This window comes from Hyphomonas sp. KY3, from assembly GCF_017309975.1.
Classification (GTDB): domain Bacteria; phylum Pseudomonadota; class Alphaproteobacteria; order Caulobacterales; family Hyphomonadaceae; genus Hyphomonas.
The window spans coordinates 1363164-1378407 of sequence record NZ_CP022271.1 but is presented as its reverse complement, the minus strand read 5'-3'; the positions used below and the strand labels follow the sequence as shown (position 1 = coordinate 1378407).

Below are 15244 nucleotides of genomic sequence, written 5' to 3'. Positions count from 1 at the left end.
GATGAGGTTCTGGATTTTTTCTCATACCAAGCAAGATTGCACTGGAACGGCGAAGTTTCTCAAGCCCCGCGCAACGCCAATGTTCCGTCATTTTGTGCCAGCGACAAAGCCTGGGACACCTACTTGCAACGGATCTAGTTGCGGGTTTTCAACTCCTTGAGCAGCTCTTGCTGGTGCTGACCATGCTCAGGTGCTGGACCGGGGATTGCCTGCACGTTCGATTGGAAACGCGGGGCCGGAACAGCCTGAACATAACCCTGGCTGTTTTCAAAGATTCCGCGCGCCAGATTATGAGGGTGCAAAGGTGCACTGATCGGACTTTCCACAAGGCCAAAGCATGCATCGGTCCCCTCTAGTAAGTCTTGCCAGTATGCAGATGGTTCGGTTGCGAAAAGAGCACGAAACTTCTCTGACTGCTTCGACCAGCTATCACGATCATACTGGTCTTCGAAGTCGGGATCGCCTGTAAGACCGAGGCGCTGTAGAAGTTCTGCGTAAAATTTCGGTTCTAGCGCGCCAAGCGTGATGTCACGCCCGTCTGCACAGCGATAGGAACTGTACCAAGGGGAATCATCCAGAAAGCCGCGCCCGCGCTCGGCTTGCATCATGCCGCTGGGCAGCAAATCGAAGATGAGGTTCATCATATGCGCCGACCCATCGACAATCGCTGCATCAATCACATCGCCCTCACCGGTGGCTCTGGCCTTTAGAATGCCCGCGAGAATGCCAATCGTCAGATAGTTCGCACCGCCGCCAATGTCCCCGACCAAGCCTGGTGGCGGCAGTGATCGCGTTCCAGTTGGGCTTGCAAACCAGGCAGCTGAACTGACGGATACATAATTGATATCATGTCCAGCCGCCTGGGCGAGCGGTCCCGCCTGCCCCCAGCCCGTCATGCGACCAAAGACAAGCTGTGGGTTCCGCCCCAGACAAACTTCCGGACCAAGGCCCAGGCGTTCCATCACTCCCGGCCGCATGCCCTCGATCAGGGCGTCCGCCGTCGCAATCAGATCCAGCGCGACCGCGCGGTCTTCAGAGTCTTTCAGGTCCAGAGCGATCGAGCGCTTGCCTCTTTTCAGAATGCCGACAGGCAAAGTCGATCCCGGATCGGAGCCCTTGGTCTTTCGCTCTATGAGAACGACATCCGCGCCCAGATCGGCCAGATGCATGCCACAAAAGGGCGCCGGCCCAATGCCCTCGATTTCGACAATCCGAATGCCCTGCAGAGGCCCTTTAGACACGGGACGTCACCTGAACGCCGAGACGCCCGTCAGGCTCCGCCCGATAAGGAGTTTCTGGATCTCAGTCGTTCCATCCGGAATGGGTGCGATCATCGCTTCGCGGGCGAGGCGCTCGACAATGAACTCCTTCGTGACGCCATTACCGCCGTGAATCTGTACTGCCTGGCGCGTTGCACTGACAGCGATTTCGGTACCGTACCATTTTGCCATTGCGCACTCCTTGTCGCAGCGCTGTCCGGCGTCAATCATGCCCGCTGCGCGCAAAGACAACAGGCGCGCTGCATCGATCTCTGTGGCCATTACAGCTAACTTTTCTGCAATGAGCTGGTGGCCGGCAATTGGTTTGCCATGCTGCGAACGGTCGATTGCATATTTTATTGACTCATCAAGCGCGCGCCGCGCCATGCCATAGCCCCACGACCCGACGTGAACTCGCGCGCGTTCGAACAGGGTGAGCGTGTTCTTCAGACCCGAGCCTATTTCACCGATAGTATTCTCGACCGGAACGCGCACATCATCGAGAAAAACCTGTGATGTTGATTGTCGATTGAGCGCGATCTTTGGAATACCGCGGACTTCATAAGGATGCTCATTGCGATCGAGCAGGATATGGGTCAGTTCGTTCTCGCCAGTTCGGCAGGTGCAGATGAAAAAATCTGAGTACTCACCATTGGTGATCCATGTTTTCTCACCAGAAATCACCCAATGGTCACCATCTCGCACAGCCCTGGTTTTCGCCGCCGCGACATCCGAACCGACATCCGGCTCGGAAATGCCGACAGACGCAAAAAGTTCCCCCGCCAACAATCTAGGCAGGTAACGTGTCTTGATGTGCTCCGGCGCGAGTTTGACCAGCATCGACGCTGCGCTGCCATTAACAAGTGCGGCTATCGCCAAGTCTCCCGAACTATAGGCAAGCTCTTCAATTAGTTGAACGTGCAGCTTCCAGGACAACCCCAGCCCGCCGGCAGATTCCGGCTGTGGGGCGTTGACGAGACCAAATTCTGCCAGCTTTTGCGTCCAGCTTTGCATTTTGTCCTTTGGAACGAAGTCTTCCCCATGCGCAGCCAGTTCCGGCTCCAGCTGCTCATCAAGATAGCGACGCAGGCTTTCGATTGCGGCGAGCTCAGCCTTGTCAAAGAAAATATCTAATCCCCCAATCATGCATTTGCCCTCTTGAAAATGTTGACCACAGCAACACCCTCCTCAATGCCAATTAGGCCGCCGCTGTTTTCGTGGATAGCGTGTCGGGCACCATCAACCTGGCGCTTTCCAGCTTCGCCGCGTAATTGGGTGACAAGCTCATGAATTTGCCCCAGCCCGGTTGCGCCGATGGGGTGGCCTTTGGACTCCAGCCCGCCAGACGGATTGATCGGGATTGAGCCGCCAATCGTGAAGTCCCCGCGTTCCGCTGCCGGGCCTGCTTCACCGATCGGAACTAACATCAAGTTCTCGGCGTGCATCAACTCACCAATCGCGGTTGCATCGTGCACCTCGGCAACGTCCATGTCTTCTGGTGAAAGGCAGGCCATTTCATACGCCCTCTCAGCGGCAATTCGCGCAACATGGCGTTCCGGTGCATCGGCGCTGCGCGCGGGGTTTCCACTTGCAACGGCGCTGGCCATAACCTGGACGGCTCGTGACGTAGTGGCACCAATCTTCCTCAAGCCTTCCTCATTGCAAAGGATGACCGCTGCAGCACCATCCGAGATCGGTGAGCACATTGGCAGCGTCAAAGGGTAAGTGATGGGAGGTGCTGAAAGAATTTCATCAATCGTGTAAGGCTGACGGTATTGCGAATACTCATTGTGCTCTGAATGCTGATGATTTTTCGCGGCTATCGCAGCAATCTGGCGCTGAGTCGTGCCATAGCGCTTCATATGGTTCCGGCCGAACGCTGCGTAGATTTTCATGAATACGCTATAAGGGCGTTCAGATTCCGATCCCTCCGGTTCGGCAACACCTTCACCCAACTGGAGAAGCCTTTTGGCATTCTCCTCAGGTGTCTCAACATCCCAACCGCCATCGAACACAGCGAACATCCTCGCCTTGTCAGGCACGTTCATTTTCTCGACACCCGCCGCCAGGACAACGTCCTGCATACCAGCCTTAAGCGCCTGAACAGCAAGGTGAAAGGAGGATGAACTGGACGCACAGGCGTTTTCAATATTGAATGCGGGAATACCTGTCAGCCCGATCTTGCTGAGCGCAACCTGGCCAGGAACAAAGGTTTGTCCCTGCAAGAAACCTTGGGTCGCACTGGAATGGTAAACTGCCTCCACGGCGGCCTTGGTGCAGCCTGCATCATCCGCCGCACGCAAAATGGCGGTGTCCAGCAATTCAGAAATACTTGTTTCCAGATGCCGCCCGAAATGCGTCATGCCGACGCCTACAATATAAATCTTACTATCCGACAAGACTCTCTCCCCATCTACAGATGGCCGCTACTGGCCTGAATATTTCGGTGTTCGTTTCTCACTGAAGGCTGAAAGCCCTTCGAGGAAGTCAGCGGATTTTGCATGCGCTTCGAGATGGCGCATTTCCAACGCGATGGCTTCGCGCGCGGACAAGTGTGCGCTTCCGGCAACCATCTCCTTCATACGCTGAAGTACAAGCGGGCTTTTCTCCGCCAGCTTTGCAGCAAGCGCCTCTGCAGCCGATGACAAGTCGTCATCCTCAACAACTTGGCTTACAAATCCGGCTTCACGAAACGCTTCCGCCGACCAATGATCGCCGGAGAATAGGAGATAATTCGCTTTCTTTTCGCCAACATACCTCGGCAAGAGAGATCCCCCGCCGCCCGGCAGAACACCAAAATTGGAATGGGCGTCGCCCAGCCGCGCACTGCGCGCCGCCATCACGACATCGCAGGTCATGGCTAGCTCCAGTCCGCCGGCCAAAGTCAATCCATTGAGCGCTGCAATTGTCGGCTTCGGCAAAGCACGAATAGCCAAAAACACGTTCTGAATGTCGCGAAGGAAGCCAAGAAACCCGGTATTGTCACCAGCCTGAACTTCCCCCAAAACGCCCTTCAGGTCAGCACCGCAGCAAAAGGCGCGCCCGCTCCCAGTGATAGTCAGCACTCGAATCTCATCGCGCTCGGCAACATCTTTCACACATTGCGCAAGTTCATTCACCATTAGAGCGGACAGTGCATTCATGCTGCCCGGACGCGTCAGGGTAATTCGTGCACACGAATCTTCCGCCTCAAATTTCAGGGTTTCAAACGACAATTGTCCAATTCCAAGCATTGGGCCGCGTTCGCTCCAAAACTTGGCCCGTTCCAGATGAGGCTTCACTTTATCGGGCCAGAAAACTTATTGAACATCAGACGCATGTCACCGTGCGCCAAAGCGTCGTCAGTCGAGCCGCCCAAGGCAATGCAGAGCTCTAGCGATGTCAGCTGTCGTCCAGCTGGCGCTCATTCTCGAGGAATTCCTGCGGGGACTGCCCCGTTAACCGGCGAAACGCACGGGAGAAATTGCTGGGGTCCTTGTATCCCAACAGATACGATATCTCCTTGATGGACCGACGACCTGTCCGCAAATAGCCGATAGCGAGATGCTGGCGAACATCGTCGAGCACGGTGTTGAAGGTTGTGCCCTCATCCTGTAATTGGCGCTGAAGACTTCGGTTACTTGTATTTAGCTCTCTTGAAACCGACTCCAGGGAGACAGCTCCATCCGGTAGCATTTCGACAATCGCCGCCCGGATCCGCGGAATAATTTGTTGTTCATCGAACCGGGCAATGTATTCCATCGCAATCTGGTCATTCCCTCGAACAATGTCGGAATTCGCGCCGCGCAGCACGCGCGTATAGTCCTTCTCGGCCACATGCAGCTCTAGACTGTCGTGACCATATTCGATCGGACAACAGAAAAAGGCATCAAATTCATCCATCGCGACCTTACCAGGTTTCGGACGACGCATTCTTACCAAAACAGGAGAATAGTCCGCTCGGTAAACCATTCTGACGAAGCGAAGCACCGTCGCCAAAAAAACATCCTGGCGGACCGGCGGCACGTCTTCCTTGAGTTCAATGGAATGAATGAGGCACCCCTTCCTGATTTCAGACCTTGTCTCAGCAGAATGAGAAATTAGCCTGAAAAAACGATCAAACCGGTGGAAGAATGTTTCCAGCGTTCGGCTTGAGAACAATGAATACCCAAGCGCATGCATTGAGCCGGGCGTATTTCGCTCGGCCAGCTTCAGCCCGATCGTCTCATCACCTGTCGCCTCTACGATGAGCTCAATGAAGCGACTGAATCGTCTAGACCGCACCCTGGCATTCGGGTCCTGGAGAATATCAGGATCAACTTCCGCACGCCGGAGTAGATCTGGCACATCAATGGAAAAGTCAAATTCGTCCAATATGGCCACAATCTGTATGAGCCAGGATGCAATGACTGACCGCGTCTCACTCAATTCTGGTTGCGCCTTACCTGATGATGTGTTGTTCAAATATCGATTGTCCTGTACGACCGTCTTCGATGACGAGCTTTATCGGTTCATGACGGTTTGTCCAATTTCTGAACAGGATTGTACACGCTTCAACCAATACTGCGGACCTGGCCGCCCCAGTATTTCTTACGTACATCCTTTCGCAACACCTTACCAACGACGCTCAGAGGCAGTTCTTCCACGAACAACACGGATTTTGGTGTTTTGAAAGATCCGATCTGCTCTTTTACATAGGCGATCAGGTCAGATTCGGCCACCTCAACAGAGTCATTAAGGATGACTTCCGCATGTACAGCCTCGCCCCATTCTTCGTGGGGAACACCGACAACCGCCGACATCAAAACGCCAGGATGGGAGTTGACTGCGGCCTCAACTTCAGTCGCATAGACATTAAAACCACCCGTGATGATCATGTCCTTCTTCCGATCAACCAGGTAGCAATATCCGTTTTCGTCCGTATATCCGATATCCCCTGACTTCCAGTATCCGTTGACGAATTCCTCCTTCGTCTTCTCTGGATTGCCTTCATAGCCAAGACAGGTTGAGCGCGATCGCAAATAGAACTCGCCGAGTTCGCCTACAGGAACTGGATTGCCATCATCATCGCAAACCGACAGTTCGATCCCGGTTGAGCGTCGACCCGCGGACGCGAGTCGGCCTTCAGTCTCGGAGTCTACGATATGATCTTTCTTGCTCAGGCAGAGGGTTGCCGCCAGGTGTTCCGTGGAGCCGTACACTTGTGTGAATATTGAACCGAACCGCTCAACCAGGAGCTTAGCCTTGGCCGGGCTCATGGGGGCCGCGCCATACAACACCGTGCGCAATGAGGACAGGTCATATTCTCGGGCTTCGGGCATTTCCAAAAGGCGGTACGCCAGAGTCGGTACGATGAAGGCGTGGGAAATCTTTTCTTGCTGGATATAGCGGCACCAGTTCTCCAGACTGGGCGCGTTCATTGTGACCGTGCAACCACCGCTGAACAGAACCGGCAAAAGCATCATACCGCTGCCATGGCTAATGGGAGCTATATGCAGCATGCGGCAGCCATCGAAGAAATCCGGGTCTGGAAGTGTCAGGAAACTATCGCGGCACCCCAGAATGTTGTCGATTGAATACTTCGCGCACTTGCTGTCACCAGTCGTGCCTCCTGTAAAGCGCATGAGCACGACGTGCGTTCGATCATCGATTTCAATATCTGTGTTCTCTGTCGACGCGTTCGCCAAAAGATCGGGAAGGGCCAACACGCCTGAATATGGCTTGACCAGAGCATCCATCACAACAATCTGAATGCCGCGTTCGGTAAGCGGGCCAGCATGGGAGGCCAGGAGGTCATTCTCGATGAACGCGACTTTGGGCTTGACGATGTCGATCTGGCCGAGATGCGTTTCCAGGCTGTCGAGGTAGTTGGCATGACAACATGTTGCATAAGCTTTTGCAGCTGACCCCCAATGGAACAGGGAGAGATTGTCATTTTGCAGCATACAGACATATCGGTCGCCCGCGCCGAGATTCAGGTTTCCATTGAGAATATGTGCAATCTGATTGGTTATGATGTGATAGTCACGAAAACTCAGCCGGCGGCCACGCTCAAGATTCACAATCGCCTCACGATCCCCGAAGGATTCCGCGAGCCCTTGCATGATACGGCTGTAATTTAGTCGCCCGCCTTCTGTCGAAACCAATGCTGCAGCAGAACTTGGAGCGACGTCAACAGGCACCAGTTCACGGTCATTGCGCTTTTTTGAGAAAATTCCGAACACAGAGACTGTCCTCCCTTTTGTCTACACCACCCTAAGATTGCCGCGTACAGGATCGATTTAGAGCAGCTTTCTAAATAGATTCAGCAACCGGCCCGTCTTCGAAGAATAGGGAGGCAGCAATTGGCTAAGCACACTGATCTTCGATTGTGAGAACACCGGCTTCAAATGACTGAACCGCTCGAAACTTCCCGGCCCCAAATAGGATCCGATCCCGCTTTGCCCGATGCCGCCAAATGGAAGACGGCGCTGGAAGACGTGCATCACCGTGCCGTTCAGGGTCACGCCGCCAGCATGAGTTTCGCCAAGGATTTTTCGTCGACCTGCACTATCTTTACCGAAATAGTAAAGTGCCAGTGGCCGCTCGCCAGCATTGATGTACTCGATTACTTCGTCTTCCGTACGATAGGTCAGGATCGGCAGAATCGGCCCGAAAATCTCTTCCTGCATCAGCCCCATATCGCTTGCAACATTGGTCACAACCAGCGGGGCTATTCGATGAGCAGCCTCGAACATGCCATCACCACTGCCTGCGAGATTGGTCACTCCGGCACCTTTTGCGCGGGCGTCATCAACCAGTCCCCGCAAACGGTCAAACTGCCGGTGATTTATAATGCTTGTATAGTCCTGATTGGCTTCGATCTCGCCAAAACACTTGTGCACCTGCCTGGCGAGCGCTGACACAAAGTCTTCTACGCTCCCTTCTGGAACGAATGCGTAGTCGACACCGATGCACGTTTGTCCTGCGTTGAGGAGCTTGCCGAAAACAAGGCTCTGCGCGACTTCTGGAAAATGAGCACTTTTATCAATGATAATGGGGCACTTGCCGCCAAGCTCAAGCGTCACTGGTGTCAAATTGGCTGCGGCCGACTGGGCGACTTTTTTACCTGTATTGGGCGAACCGGTGAAGAGAATATGATCGAATGGAAGAGACGTCATCTGCTGCGCGACATCCGGGCCGCCGGTTACCACTGCCATCTCTTCTTCTGAAAAATACTTGCGAACAAGACTCTGCGAAATTTCAGCTGAATGAGCCGAAATTTCACTCGGCTTGGCAATAATCCGGTTGCCAGCCGCCAACGCACCCGCCGCACCGGCGAACACTGTGCCATAGGGATAGTTCCAGGTTCCGAGAATGCCGACGACCCCAAGGGGTTGCGGAATTAGGCGCGAAGATCCCGGCAATCCAAACGTGTCGGTTTTGACACTGCGCGGCTTCATCCATTGTTTCAAATGGCGCCGCGCGAATTTTACGTCCGACAGGACCAACATGATGTCCGTCAGTATGGTTTCATACCGGCTGCGCATACCGAAATCGGCAGCGACGGCGTCGATCAGTTCGTCTTCATGCGTCTCGAACATCTTGCCGAGCCGGGCGAGCAGGTCCATGCGCGCCTCATAACTGCGCGACACCTGCTGACGCGTGAGGCTGCGCTGCAGGGCGAAAACCCGCTCAAGCTCGGTGATGCCGCTCTCAACACCCATTATCTCGCCCTCAGCCGTGTCGCCGCGTCCAGCCGGATCGTCTCGCCATTGAGGTAACCGTTCTCGACGATAAACTGGCATGCGTGCGCGAATTCCATCGGGTCTCCAGCCCGGCGTGGCGCCTCGATTGTATCGACCAATGAGGCAACCACTTTGTCGCCCAGGCCTTTGACCATCTGTGTAAGGAACAAGCCCGGCGCGATCGCATTTACCCGAACGCCGACGGCTCCGAGCTCCCTCGCCGCCGGCATGTTCATGCCGATCACACCCGCTTTGGACGCCGAATAGCCAGACTGACCGACTTGCCCTTCATAGGCGGCACCGGATGACACATTGATTACAACGCCGCGCTCGCCTTGATCATCTGGCGTGTTCTTTGCCATCTCGGCAACGCATTTGCTCATGACATTAAACGTGCCGACCAGGTTGACCATTATCACCTTTGTGAACTTGGAGAGTTCGCAAGGGTTGCCTTCCCTGTCGAGAATTTTGGTCGGGGCCGGAATGCCCGCCGCGTTGACGGCAATATGAACTGCGCCGAACTGATCTCTCGTTTTCTCAACTGCCTCAGCAACTGACTGATCATCGGTCACATCGACCTTGAAGAACTGGCAGACCTTGTTTCCAAGTTCGCCACAGAGCGCGTTTCCTGCGACTTCGCTCAGATCGAAGAGCGCGACGCGTGCGCCCTGCTCAACAAAACTGCGCGCCGCAGCAGCGCCTAGTCCAGAGGCACCACCTGTAACCACAGCGACTTTTCCATCGAGTTTCATGTTCGCAAGCTCCTGACCTGTTATTGTAAGCTTTCAACTGCTCAAGTCTGGAGCAGCCTCCCTTCGATGGAAAGGAGGCTGCTACAAGACGATCAGAAATTTATACGGCCTTCGGCACCAATCACGCGCGGCTCTTCGATCCAGCCAACATACACGCCCGGGCTGAGTGGCGCGTCGACCGAGGCGGTATAGGTGGCTTCATCGGTTAGGTTGCGACCGAATACACGGAATCCGTAGCGGCCAAACTCCACCCCGACATGAGCATCGAATTTCGTATATCCTTCCTGAAACGCGTTCGGGTCGAGGTCGCCATCCAGGAACATCTCGTCCTTGAAGTTGGCTCCAATCCGGGCATTCAGATCGAAATTCTCGAAACTGCGATTGAAGGCGAGATAGACGTTACCACTGAACTCGGGCGCAAAGGCCCCGCGTTCGCCGGCAAGGTCCTTGGTACCCACACCTGCAGAATCCGGGCATGTGCCCAAGCCCGTTTCGATGACTGAACACCCTGCCCCTGGGAAGGACTGGAATTCGTGATCGAGATAGGCGAACGCACCGCCAATCTCGATTTCGTCGCTGAGAAGGAACTGGCCATCAAGTTCCAGCCCCTGCACTTGAAGTTCAGCCGCGTTCCCAACCACGAAGCTTGTCCCACTCCACGAGGTTACCTGCAGGTCTTCTAACTCGCTTCGGAAAATGACTGCCCCGATGCGAGCACGGTCACCCATGAACTGGTGCTTGATACCAGCTTCCCAAGCCGTGACTTTCTCATCATCAAATTCATGACCCGGACGCGGGCTCCCATCCGGTTCCGCCGTGTCAGGACTGAAATTGTAACCACCAGATTTATAGCCAGTGGAATAGGAAATATAGGCCGACCCGTTGTCAGCATACTGCCAGCGCAGTTTTACAGATGGATCAAAATGATCTTCTGTTCGCGTATCGTTGAGGTCAGCAGCAAAGCGGTTGAGCAATGCGGCAAAAGTCGTTGCAGAGTTCAATCCATCTGCACCTCCAACAGTAGCGGCGGCGGTTAGATATTCGGTTAGATCGGCAGACCCGATCGTGTCTGCGGGTGTGACAAGGCCAACGAAGTCTCGGGGTGTGCCGGCTCCAACAACAACACTCTTATCGATGCTCTTCTCATCTTCGGAGTAACGCAAACCTAGTTCAAGTGTGACGCTGTCGGTCAGGTCAATGCCAAGCTCGCCAAAAAGCGCAATCGTTTCGGCTTGTTGATCGAAGAAAGTGCGTTGAGCAACGTTAACAATACCGCCGGGCAAAATCGATGTTGGCAAAACGCCAAATGTGCCATTGAACGCCGTTGTGGCTTCAAGATAAGCATCCTGGTTTTCATAATACAGCCCGCCCAAGAAATTTATGCGCCCATCCCAGTCTGTGGCAATGCGAAGTTCCTGGCTAAACATGTCCAGTTCTTCTTCATCAAGATTGTGAATGAAGCTGACAGGCAGAAAATCCACATCGTGATGTTGAGCGAAATCGAAAGAGGAGTAGCCAGTAATCGAAGTGAGGGTAAAGTTATCGAACTCCCATTCTGCCTTCACAGATCCGCTCAATGATTCGGTTGTCTCCGTGTCGGAGATTGGAGGATCGCCGACACGGAATGCGGGATTGCCGCTGAAGCTGACATAAGCGGTATCGCCAGTAGAAACTCCAAAGTCTGGATGAAGCATTTGTGAGAGCGCTATCGTGCTAGGCGTCGGCAGGCGATCATCAATCGCATTAATGGTAAGCTCCTTACCGACCCCGTCCATTTCAAGATAGCTCAGTTTCGTCTCAACGTTTAAACTCTCCGTTGGTTGCCAGGCGAGCGTCGCCCGGGCGAACATGTCTTCGCGCTCGGCTTCGTCGCGATCAAAGACACGGTTCTCAACATATCCGTCAGTTGTCGTATAACGAATTGCCAACCGGCCTGCCAAATTATCCGCCAAGCCCGCGGAAAAGACGCCCGAGTAGCTTTGCGTATTGAATTCTGGTTCCCAGGTGACACCGACCCAACCATTGAGTTCCTCTCCGACTTCTGGCGAGGCCGTTTCAAGCTTGATCGCGCCAGCAACCGTGTTCTTACCGAATAGAACGCCTTGGGGCCCACGCAGAACCTCGACTTGCTGCAGGTCGAACTGGGACTGTGAGAATTGGCGGCTGCGCGGCTGATAAACGCCATCCACATAAAGGCCAACCGATTGCTCGAATCCCTTGTTGATACCAGATCCGACACCTCGGATAAAGATGTTCGAGGTTTGCGCTCCCCGACCGACCTGCAGGCCCGGCACGCGCGCGGAAATCTGCTCAAGGTTCGTGACCCCTTGCGCTTCCAGCTCTGCTCCGGAAACGGCGGTCACGGCCACCGGCGCATTGATCAGCGTCTCGTCCCGTTTACGTGCCGTAACAGTCACTGTTGTCAGTCTTGCTTCCCGCTCCGCTTCTGTTTCGGCAGGGACATCTGCCACTTGCCCATAGGCCGGCGTGGCAAGGGCAATGGCGATCGGCAAAATTGCTGCGCCGCTCAAATTGAGTCTAAACTTCTGGTTCATATATATCCTCCCAAGAGCCCTTTTGTGCTCCGTGTTTCCGTTCCCGCTATGATGCACAAGGACGCGAAAGTAGATTATGAACTCTGGTGAAAGATGGCTCTGTTAGAGTCATACCAGTTCACGCCAACAGATCGTCATTCCGCGATACGAGAGGGCCTTATCCTGCTCAAATCCTTCCATGCCCGACATCCGCGATCGTCCGACCAGATGACCTAGCCCCCTGAACAGCCTAGTTCTATAACTAAAACATGGCTGCAGTTCAGGGGGCTAGGTCACTCGGATATGGCGATATCACCCCTCAAGGGCATTACCCTCAAGCCGCCGCCGCGTTCGAGGCGGTCATTGGTGTTCTGTATACGGTAATATTGTTGTCTCGGTTGGTGGGCATGTACGGAACTCGCACCGCAACGAAACCATCGAGCCAGCGCCTGCTCGTGTGAAATGTATCCATACTTCCGAATCAAGACTTCTGAACCGAGAATTATGATGGGTCCATTTCTCCCGTCTAGGCGGCCGGCTCAGGCGCGGCAGACATTTTGCTGCTCACCTGCTCATTGAAATACTCCAATCGCCTCTGCCCCAGCGCATGCGCGATATCACGCTCCCCCTCAGGAATAGGTTCGGTCCGCGTAAGCCAATAGTACACAAAGTGCGACAGCGTGGCGTAAGTGTAGGCTAGGTCCTTTTCCATATCCGCCTGATGCTGATCGAAGGCGTCCATGCGGGCGAGCAAACGCTCTTCCAGCACTGAACGCGCTTCTGGATCGAACCATGCTCTCAGTGCGTCTTCAACGATCGCCGTTTTTGTCACCCCTGGCTTGTCAGCTGCCTCACACAGTTGCGCATAGAGCTTTGTCGAAATCCGTATGTTGACGCGCGGCTTTCCCATCCACTCAGAACCCCGGAAGGACGTCAGGGTCGCCGCGATCCGCAGCAACGGCGCGTCTTACGGCTTCGAGGTTTTGATCGCTGGTCGGATCAACCTCATCGTCGATGTCGGCATCAACGCTTGGCTCGGCAGTGCGTTTTTCCGGCAGATCATCATTCGTGTGCTCAGGTTCTCGAGTCCGTTTCAGCGACACACTATCAGGATGTTCCCTATCCTCAGCCTCCGGCTCCTTGAAGGGCGGCGCTGCAACAATGGATGTCCACTCTGCGTCACACGCGGCGTCGTCCCATTCGACGGGCGCTGGCGACAAGACTCGTTTCGTAAAATTTGCGTCTTTGAAATAACAAAGCTTCCTGGCGAGCACGGGCGGCGCTCCGGACACCATGATAATTTCATCACTGGCAGAAAGTTGCATGACCTCGCCGGGCGTTATAAGCGCGCGCTGAGTTTCCTGGCGTGAAACCATCAAGTGAGAGAGCCAGGGCGCAAGCCGGTGACCGGTATAGTTCTTCTGCGAGCGGAGTTCCGTTGTTGTTCCGAGCGCATCAGAGACGCGCTTGGCGGTGCGTTCATCATTGGTCGCGAAAGCAATGCGCACATGACAATTATCCAGGATCGAATTATTGGGCCCGTAAGCCTTTTCGATCTGGTTCAGGGATTGAGCGATCAGATAGGCGCGGATGCCATAGCCTGCCATGAAGGCGAGTGCACTTTCAAAGAAGTCCAGCCGCCCGAGCGCAGGAAACTCATCCAGCATGAAGAGCAGTTTCCGGCGGTTCTTTTCGGGCAAATCTTCCGTCAGCCTGCGTCCAATCTGGTTAAGGATCAGCCGGATCAGCGGCTTCGTCCGAGACAGGTCGGATGGCGGGACGACCAGATAGAGCGAAAGCGGGCTCTCCCCTTCAACCAGGTCCTCGATGCGCCAGTCTGATCGGCTGGTGACTTCCGCGATGACTGGGTCACGATAAAGCGACAGGAAACTCATGGCCGTGGACAGAACCCCGGAGCGCTCATTTTCAGACTTGTTCAAAAGCTCGCGTGCGGCTTGCGCGACAATCGGGTGAACGCCTCTATCTCCCAGATGCGGCGTCGTCATCATGATACGGAGTGTGACGGCAAAGGAGCGTTTCGGATCGGATAGGAACCGCACGCAGCCGCTGAGCGTCTTGTCTTCTTCGGCATAAAGCACGTGCAGGATAATGCCGACCAGCAAGGCATGTCCGGTTTTCTCCCAATGATTACGGCGCTCGAGTGAGCCTTCTGGATCAACCAGAATGTCTGCAATGTTCTGAACATCGCGCACTTCGCGCTCGCCGCAGCGCACAGCTATAAGCGGATTGTATTTCGGCGAGCGCCTGTCGGTCGGATCAAACCGAATGCAGCGCGAAAAACTTGAGCGCCAGCCAGAAGTGAGTTCCCAGTTTTCGCCTTTGATGTCGTGGATGACGGCGCTGCCGGTCCAGGACAGCAAGGTCGGCACCACAAGCCCCACGCCCTTGCCTGAGCGTGTTGGCGCAAACGCCATGACATGTTCAGGGCCATCATGACGCAGATAGCGCTTTTGCCAACGTCCCAGGAACACGCCCTTGTCCGCAAACAGTCCGGCGCGTTTCAAATCGGGTGCGCTGGCCCACCGCGCCGAGCCGTAAGTGGTGACATGGCGCTCGTGGCGACTGCGCAAGACAGAACCAATGATCGCGGCCAGAAATCCGAGCGCCGAACCGGAGACCGCGATCAGGCCGCCACGTGCGAACACTTCCGGCGCATAGGCTTCATAGGCGTACCACCATTGGAACAGCCGCCAGGGTTTATAGATTGGTGTCTCGCCTGCAATGAACCAAGGCGCGCCGAGCGCAGCCTGATGGCCAAGCGCGTCAGCGGTAATTTGTGTGGCCAGCCAGACCGCGCCAATGATCAGTGCGAATACCACCATGATCTGGCCAATGAGTATCTTTGTGCCGGTCACGGCGCGCCTCCTTGAAAAAGCAATTTGTCTTCTCCCAAGGATGATTGCTGAGACTGGTCCTGGACCAGCGGGATTCTGCGCCATTTCCTGCATCGCTCTGCAAAGCCATCCAAACCG

General features: G+C 54.9%; 12 protein-coding genes. 1 reads left to right on the top strand and 11 read right to left on the bottom strand.

Going from position 1 to position 15244, the window contains the following annotated elements; translation table 11 throughout:
• Positions 1-134 precede the first annotated feature (134 nt).
• The 9 genes from CFA77_RS06895 to CFA77_RS06855 form a co-directional block, all read right to left on the bottom strand.
• Positions 135-1241 carry a CaiB/BaiF CoA-transferase family protein gene (locus CFA77_RS06895; RefSeq protein ID WP_035551462.1) on the bottom strand — a complete coding sequence of 369 codons (1107 nt, stop codon included), beginning with the start codon at positions 1239-1241 and terminating at the stop codon, positions 135-137.
• 6 nt (positions 1242-1247) lie between these two features.
• Positions 1248-2405, bottom strand: a complete 1158-nt coding sequence (locus tag CFA77_RS06890) for an acyl-CoA dehydrogenase family protein (protein WP_051599724.1) — start codon at positions 2403-2405, stop codon at positions 1248-1250.
• Positions 2402-3658, bottom strand: a complete 1257-nt coding sequence (locus CFA77_RS06885) for a thiolase family protein (protein ID WP_241764176.1) — start codon at positions 3656-3658, stop codon at positions 2402-2404. Before CFA77_RS06885 ends, CFA77_RS06890 begins: the two co-directional genes overlap by 4 nt.
• A gap of 27 nt (positions 3659-3685) precedes the next feature.
• The gene (locus tag CFA77_RS06880; RefSeq protein ID WP_051602658.1) at positions 3686-4492 is read right to left on the bottom strand and encodes an enoyl-CoA hydratase/isomerase family protein; all 807 of its coding nucleotides are present in this window, start codon (positions 4490-4492) and stop codon (positions 3686-3688) included.
• A 148-nt stretch (positions 4493-4640) separates the two neighbouring features.
• Positions 4641-5702 carry an AraC family transcriptional regulator gene (locus tag CFA77_RS06875; protein WP_206992826.1) on the bottom strand — a complete coding sequence of 354 codons (1062 nt, stop codon included), beginning with the start codon at positions 5700-5702 and terminating at the stop codon, positions 4641-4643.
• Positions 5703-5791: 89 nt separating this feature from the next.
• Entirely contained in the window at positions 5792-7462 is a 1671-nt protein-coding gene (locus CFA77_RS06870; RefSeq protein ID WP_206741172.1) for a class I adenylate-forming enzyme family protein, read from the bottom strand.
• Between the two features lie 57 nt (positions 7463-7519).
• Positions 7520-9025 carry an aldehyde dehydrogenase family protein gene (locus tag CFA77_RS06865; RefSeq protein WP_241764175.1) on the bottom strand — a complete coding sequence of 502 codons (1506 nt, stop codon included), beginning with the start codon at positions 9023-9025 and terminating at the stop codon, positions 7520-7522.
• On the bottom strand, positions 8944-9717 hold the full coding sequence (locus CFA77_RS06860; RefSeq protein ID WP_035551455.1) for an SDR family NAD(P)-dependent oxidoreductase: 774 nt from the start codon (positions 9715-9717) through the stop codon (positions 8944-8946). Before CFA77_RS06860 ends, CFA77_RS06865 begins: the two co-directional genes overlap by 82 nt.
• Positions 9718-9809: 92 nt before the next feature.
• Positions 9810-12272, bottom strand: a complete 2463-nt coding sequence (locus CFA77_RS06855; protein ID WP_206992825.1) for a TonB-dependent receptor — start codon at positions 12270-12272, stop codon at positions 9810-9812.
• Positions 12273-12520: 248 nt separating this feature from the next.
• Between CFA77_RS06855 and CFA77_RS06850 the strand changes: the two genes are divergently transcribed.
• A complete protein-coding gene (locus tag CFA77_RS06850; protein WP_081806120.1) occupies positions 12521-12712 on the top strand; it encodes an ion channel in 192 nt (63 codons plus the stop codon).
• 65 nt (positions 12713-12777) lie between these two features.
• Here CFA77_RS06850 and CFA77_RS06845 read toward each other — a convergent pair whose 3' ends face one another.
• Entirely contained in the window at positions 12778-13161 is a 384-nt protein-coding gene (locus CFA77_RS06845; protein WP_035551450.1) for a hypothetical protein, read from the bottom strand.
• A 4-nt stretch (positions 13162-13165) separates the two neighbouring features.
• Complete coding sequence (locus tag CFA77_RS06840) at positions 13166-15127, bottom strand: conjugal transfer protein TraG (RefSeq protein ID WP_035551448.1); 1962 nt, start codon at positions 15125-15127, stop codon at positions 13166-13168.
• Positions 15128-15244: the final 117 nt, after the last annotated feature.